General features: G+C 46.0%; 4 protein-coding genes. 1 reads left to right on the top strand and 3 read right to left on the bottom strand.

The window, feature by feature from the left end:
* Positions 1-136: 136 nt before the first annotated feature.
* Both hemW and lepA read right to left on the bottom strand, forming a co-directional pair.
* The gene (hemW, locus tag K6C05_RS00755) at positions 137-1,291 is read right to left on the bottom strand and encodes a radical SAM family heme chaperone HemW (RefSeq protein ID WP_296730375.1); all 1,155 of its coding nucleotides are present in this window, start codon (positions 1,289-1,291) and stop codon (positions 137-139) included.
* A gap of 162 nt (positions 1,292-1,453) precedes the next feature.
* Positions 1,454-3,250: a translation elongation factor 4 gene (gene lepA / locus K6C05_RS00750; RefSeq protein WP_296730373.1), complete on the bottom strand. Its 1,797-nt coding sequence runs from the start codon at positions 3,248-3,250 to the stop codon at positions 1,454-1,456.
* A 170-nt stretch (positions 3,251-3,420) separates the two neighbouring features.
* Here lepA and rpsT point away from each other — a divergent pair, with 170 nt between their 5' ends.
* On the top strand, positions 3,421-3,687 hold the full coding sequence (gene rpsT / locus K6C05_RS00745; RefSeq protein WP_296730372.1) for a 30S ribosomal protein S20: 267 nt from the start codon (positions 3,421-3,423) through the stop codon (positions 3,685-3,687).
* 187 nt (positions 3,688-3,874) lie between these two features.
* Here the strand turns inward: rpsT and holA are convergent, their stop codons facing one another.
* The gene (gene holA / locus K6C05_RS00740) at positions 3,875-4,951 is read right to left on the bottom strand and encodes a DNA polymerase III subunit delta (RefSeq protein ID WP_296730371.1); all 1,077 of its coding nucleotides are present in this window, start codon (positions 4,949-4,951) and stop codon (positions 3,875-3,877) included.
* Positions 4,952-5,162 lie beyond the last annotated feature (211 nt).

The following is a 5,162-nucleotide window of genomic DNA, read 5'->3' as shown; positions in this document are numbered from 1 at the left end:
AACGCCATTGTTCAAATTTTTCTTCTTTAGAAGAAAAATCTTCCAATTAGCGTTTCAACGAGCTGGGAGATATGCTCGCCAGCTGTTGTAGTTTGTTTTCCCCCACCTAAAGAGGAAGGGGACATCTTAAAGCTCGTTATAGGATAAATTCGGCAAATACAATATTGCCGTATTTCATTCCCAATTCAGTCAGGAAAACAGCTTCCTCATTCTCAGCCAACAGGCCTTTGGAAACCATATTGTCTATGGCATTGCCAAAAATATCATGAACATCACAGGCGAACCTGTTTCTGAAGGACTCCCTGTTAATTCCCCGGGTCATACGCAATCCCAAAAAACAATATTCCTCCATGTGTGCCTTGGTATCAATCTCTTCCTCCACCATGGACATTACCCTGGACCCATTTATTACCTGAATATATTCCTTTATATTGACAGGATTTTCATATCGTCTGTCTGACCAGTAGGAGTGTGCTCCTGCCCCAAAGCCCAGATAGGGAACATCCTGCCAGTAAAGGCAGTTGTGCCTGCTTTCATACCCCGGCCGGGCGTAATTGGAAATCTCATACCGTTGAAAGCCGCCAATGGGTAATTCCCTGACTATATAGTCATACATTTCTTCCACCAGCTCATCTTCCGGTAACAGCAATTTGCCCATGGCCTGCTGACGGGCGAAAACCGTTCCTTCTTCCAGCTGCAGGCCATATACTGATATATGCCGTACCTCCAGCTTAAGGGCTGTCGCTACTGTTTCCTCCAGCATGTCCATTGATTGTCCCGGCAAGCCATACATCAAATCTATACTTATATTGTCAAAGCCTGCCATTTGTGCCATGGATACAGCTTGTAGAGCCTCCCGCCCGGAATGGAGACGCCCTATACTCTTCAGGCACCCGTCATCAAAGCTCTGAATGCCTATACTGATACGGTTTATTCCGGACTGTCGCATCAAATGCAGTTTTTCAGCAGTAACACTGCAGGGATTCACCTCAACAGTAAATTCTGCCACCCCGGCCAAATCAATTTTTTCTCTGATGATGGTCAGCAGTCTGTTCAGCTGATCCGAATCCAAAATACTCGGAGTGCCACCACCAATGTATATAGTAGAAGGTGACAGCTTTTCTCCCTGCCCCAATTCAGCTGTTACCAGCCTCATTTCCTCAGAAAGGGCATTCAGATAATCATCTATAAGGTTTTCCCTGCCGGCAAAGGAAGGAAAATCACAATAAAAGCATTTTTGACGGCAAAAGGGAATATGAATATACACGCCAAATTCATTGTCAATTACCATAGCAGCCCCCATAAAACAAACCAGGTGACTTGTCTAAAAACGGGCATCAGTTTTCCCGGACACATGAAGGGCACAAACACCGGCATGTGTCCTTCAACATTGCCATGGTAACTGTCCCGGTCGCAGGAAATTCCTGCCAGACCAGCACCTGGTTGTATCACACTATTCGATATTCAATATGGCCATGAAGGCCTCCTGAGGCACTTCCACCCGGCCCACAGCCTTCATGCGCTTTTTTCCTTCCTTCTGTTTTTCCAGCAGCTTGCGCTTGCGGCTTATATCGCCGCCATAGCATTTTGCCAGCACATCCTTGCGCATGGCCCTGACATTCTCCCTGGCTATTACCTTGTTGCCAATGGCTGCCTGTATAGGGATTTCAAACATCTGCTGCGGAATTATTTCCTTCAGCTTGGCCGCCAGCTGGCGTCCCCTGGCGGCAGCATTGTCCACATGTACTATGGTGGACAGGGCATCAACAGGATCGCCATTGAGCAGTATATCCAGCTTCACCAGCTTGGCCGACCGGTAATCAGCCAGCTCATAGTCCAGGGAAGCATAGCCTCGGGTGGATGATTTCAGCTTGTCAAAATAATCATATATAATCTCACTGAGAGGAATATGATACACAATCATTACCCGATTAACATCGAGGTAATCCATGTTCTTGAAGACTCCCCGCTTGTTTTGTGAAATCTCCATTACCGCACCCACAAAGTCATTTGGCACAATGACTGTTGCCTTTACAAACGGCTCCTCGATGTGCTCAATAACAGTCGGGGCAGGTAAATCAGAGGGATTATCCACCGATATCATCTCTCCGTCTGTCTTGAATACATGATATATTACACTCGGTGCCGTGGTAATAAGCTTCAGATTGTATTCCCGCTCCAGTCGCTCCTGGATAACATCCATATGCAGCAGCCCCAAAAAGCCACAGCGATAGCCAAATCCAAGAGCCACAGATGTTTCCGGTTCAAATACCAGGGCTGCATCATTGAGCTGGAGCTTTTCCAGTGCATCCTTAAGGTTGTCATAGTCAGCACTGTCCACAGGGTAAAGCCCGCAGTACACCATTGGGGTTACGCCTCTATAGCCCGGCAGTGGCTCATCTACTCCGCCCTCGGCCAAAGTAACGGTATCACCTACCCGTACATCCCGTACCTGCTTAAGAGAACCGGCCAGATAACCTACAGACCCAGGCCCCATCTCCTGCAGCTCTGTGGTCTGGGGACGAAAACAGCCAATTTCGGTAGCATCAAACACCTTGCCGGTTGCCATCATCTTCAGGGCCATTCCCTTTTTTAAGACGCCATCCATAATACGGATATGAGCAATAGCTCCTTTGTAGGAATCAAAATAGGAATCAAAAATCAATGCGCTGAGGGGCCTGTCTGCAGCTCCCGATGGCGCAGGAATTCTTTCAACAATGGCATCAAGGATTTCTTCGATACCCTGCCCGGTCTTGGCTGAGGCCAGTATTGCCTCAGAGGCATCCAGTCCGATAACATCCTCAATTTCCTTTTTCACCCGGTCCGGATCAGCACTGGGCAAATCTATCTTATTGATTACAGGAATTATTTCCAGATCATGCTCCAGGGCCATATACACATTGGCCAGTGTCTGGGCCTCCACTCCCTGGGCAGCATCCACGATCAGCAGGGCCCCTTCACAGGCTGCGAGACTTCGGGAAACCTCATAGGTAAAATCCACATGACCGGGAGTATCAATGAGGTTCAAACAGTACATCTCCCCATCCTTACCCCTGTAATCAATACGAACAGTCTGCGCCTTGATGGTAATCCCCCGCTCCCGTTCCAGGTCCATATTGTCCAGAACCTGGTCAGACATCTCACGCTTGGAGAGGGTTCCGGTGTATTCGATAAGCCTGTCGGCTATAGTGGACTTGCCGTGGTCGATATGAGCTATTATTGAAAAATTACGAATTTTATTTGTATCCATAATCTCGTCCTTCCAAATGTACATAAATATTCAAGATATTATAACATCACACTCCAATAATAGGCAAGCCACTGCCCCTTTGGCAAAAGATAATTAGAAAATAATTGTTGCATTTTTTATTTTCCCGTGCTAGAATACATAGGTACTGAAATTTCAAGGGGGTGAACTAATTGCCAAATATTAAATCTTCTATCCTGAGTGTAAAGACTGATGCAAAGCGCCATGCAAAAAATCTGGCTGAGAAGTCTCGCGTAAGATCTGCTTCCCGTAAGGTGATGGACGCTGTTGAAGCCGGTAACGCTGAAGAAGCAAAGGCCCTCCTTGCACTTGCTTGCAAGACTATTGACCAGGCTGCTGCAAACCATGTATATCACAAAAATGCTGCAGGCCGTAAAAAGTCCCGTTTAGCTCGCAAGGTCAACGCAATGGCAAAATGATTTGCATGAAATAAAATGAGGATGTTCGACGCATGATCCTCATAATGCAGAGACACCAGTTCGATATGAACTGGTGTCTTTTTCTTTGAATAAAATAAACCGGGAGCAAAGAGATAAATATACAAAAAATTCCTTGGGAGCATAAGGCTCCCAAGGAACAAGTCTCATATTCATAATGTTTGCATAATCATTGCTTGCCTGAACAAAGGCTGATAATAACGGCCTCTATTTCGGCAGGATGGCAACGGCCTGTTTTTGATGCCAAATCTATATCAGAGAGCCTGAGGAAAGCATCCTTCAGGACCTCCTCCGAAAAACCCTGACATTCCCTGGCGATTTTTTTGACGACATAGGAATTGAAAACACCCAACGCCTGCCCCAGCCTTTTATCACTATAGCCTTGTTTAATAAAGGTTTTGGCCTGCCACATCTGGCGCACATAATGGACCAGCTGCCCAATAATAACCACAATATATACGCCCTTGTCCTGTTGCTTTTGAAAAAGAAACAGGGCTTTTTTTATGTCATGCTGCCCTATGGCTGCATTCATGGCAAATCCGTCAATTTCCGGTACATCAGAAAATACCTTTTCCAGAATGTCCCTGCTGATGTTTTTCTGTTCTGCCCCCATAAACAAGGCCAGCTTGTCCATTTCCTTGTCCAGGAACCCCAAAGGTACAGGATCCATCATCCCCACAGCCCTGACAAAATAACTGTGTGCCTCACCATCCATATTTTTATGAACTTCCTGGAGCTTTCCATGCAGCCATTCATCAATATTATACGATTTGACCGGATCGGCCTCCACCACCTGTCCAACTGCAGCCAATTCCTTGTAGAGTCTTTTTCGTTTATCCACTTTACCGTGCAGTTCAAAAATGACTGTACTGAAATCCGGCATATTGGAAAACAGCTTGGCCAGGCGCTCCTCAGGGGAAGCCCCCTTCTTTCCGGATGACTTTTTTTCTGGTTCCGTTCCGTCGGCAGAGCCTTTTTTTGAAGCCCTGAACAGGTCAGCATCCCGTAGGATAATTACATTCCTCGGTGAAAAAAAGGGTACCGTTTCTACCATGGCTATTATGTCATTACATGATATGCTGCCATCTGCAAGCTGCACATCCTCATCCTTGTAGCCATTGGGAAACAATGCTGCCAAAATAGCTTTTTCTGATTTTTCTATATAATAGCCTTCCTCTCCTGCCAGGAGATAAAGCTGCTTTATATCACCTTTTTTTATTCTTACCCTAAGCTCTCCATAATTCATAACATCACCTGCAAATATAATACACTATTCACCTGTACAAATGCAAAATACCATGTTATCTTATGCCGCTTTTCTCCCAGGTAATGTGGTGACCATCCGTATAAAAGACTATTGCCCCGTCCCGGTCTGTACGAAAAATATCCTTTTGGGTATATGCTCTGAGCCGATCCAGAATTTCCCCATGGGGATGACCGAAGCTGTTGCCATATCC

This window comes from Anaerovibrio sp. (genome assembly GCF_024697385.1).
Lineage (GTDB): Bacteria > Bacillota > Negativicutes > Selenomonadales > Selenomonadaceae > Anaerovibrio.
Note: the sequence above shows the minus strand (reverse complement) of the source record. Positions and strands in the feature narration are given on the sequence as shown.

Excerpts from the sequence above, each read along its gene's own strand:
- hemW (WP_296730375.1), bottom strand. The coding sequence starts at position 1,291 with ATGGTAATTGACAATGAATTTGGCGTGTATATTCATATTCCCTTTTGC.
- lepA (WP_296730373.1), bottom strand. The coding sequence starts at position 3,250 with ATGGATACAAATAAAATTCGTAATTTTTCAATAATAGCTCATATCGAC.
- holA (WP_296730371.1), bottom strand. The coding sequence starts at position 4,951 with ATGAATTATGGAGAGCTTAGGGTAAGAATAAAAAAAGGTGATATAAAG.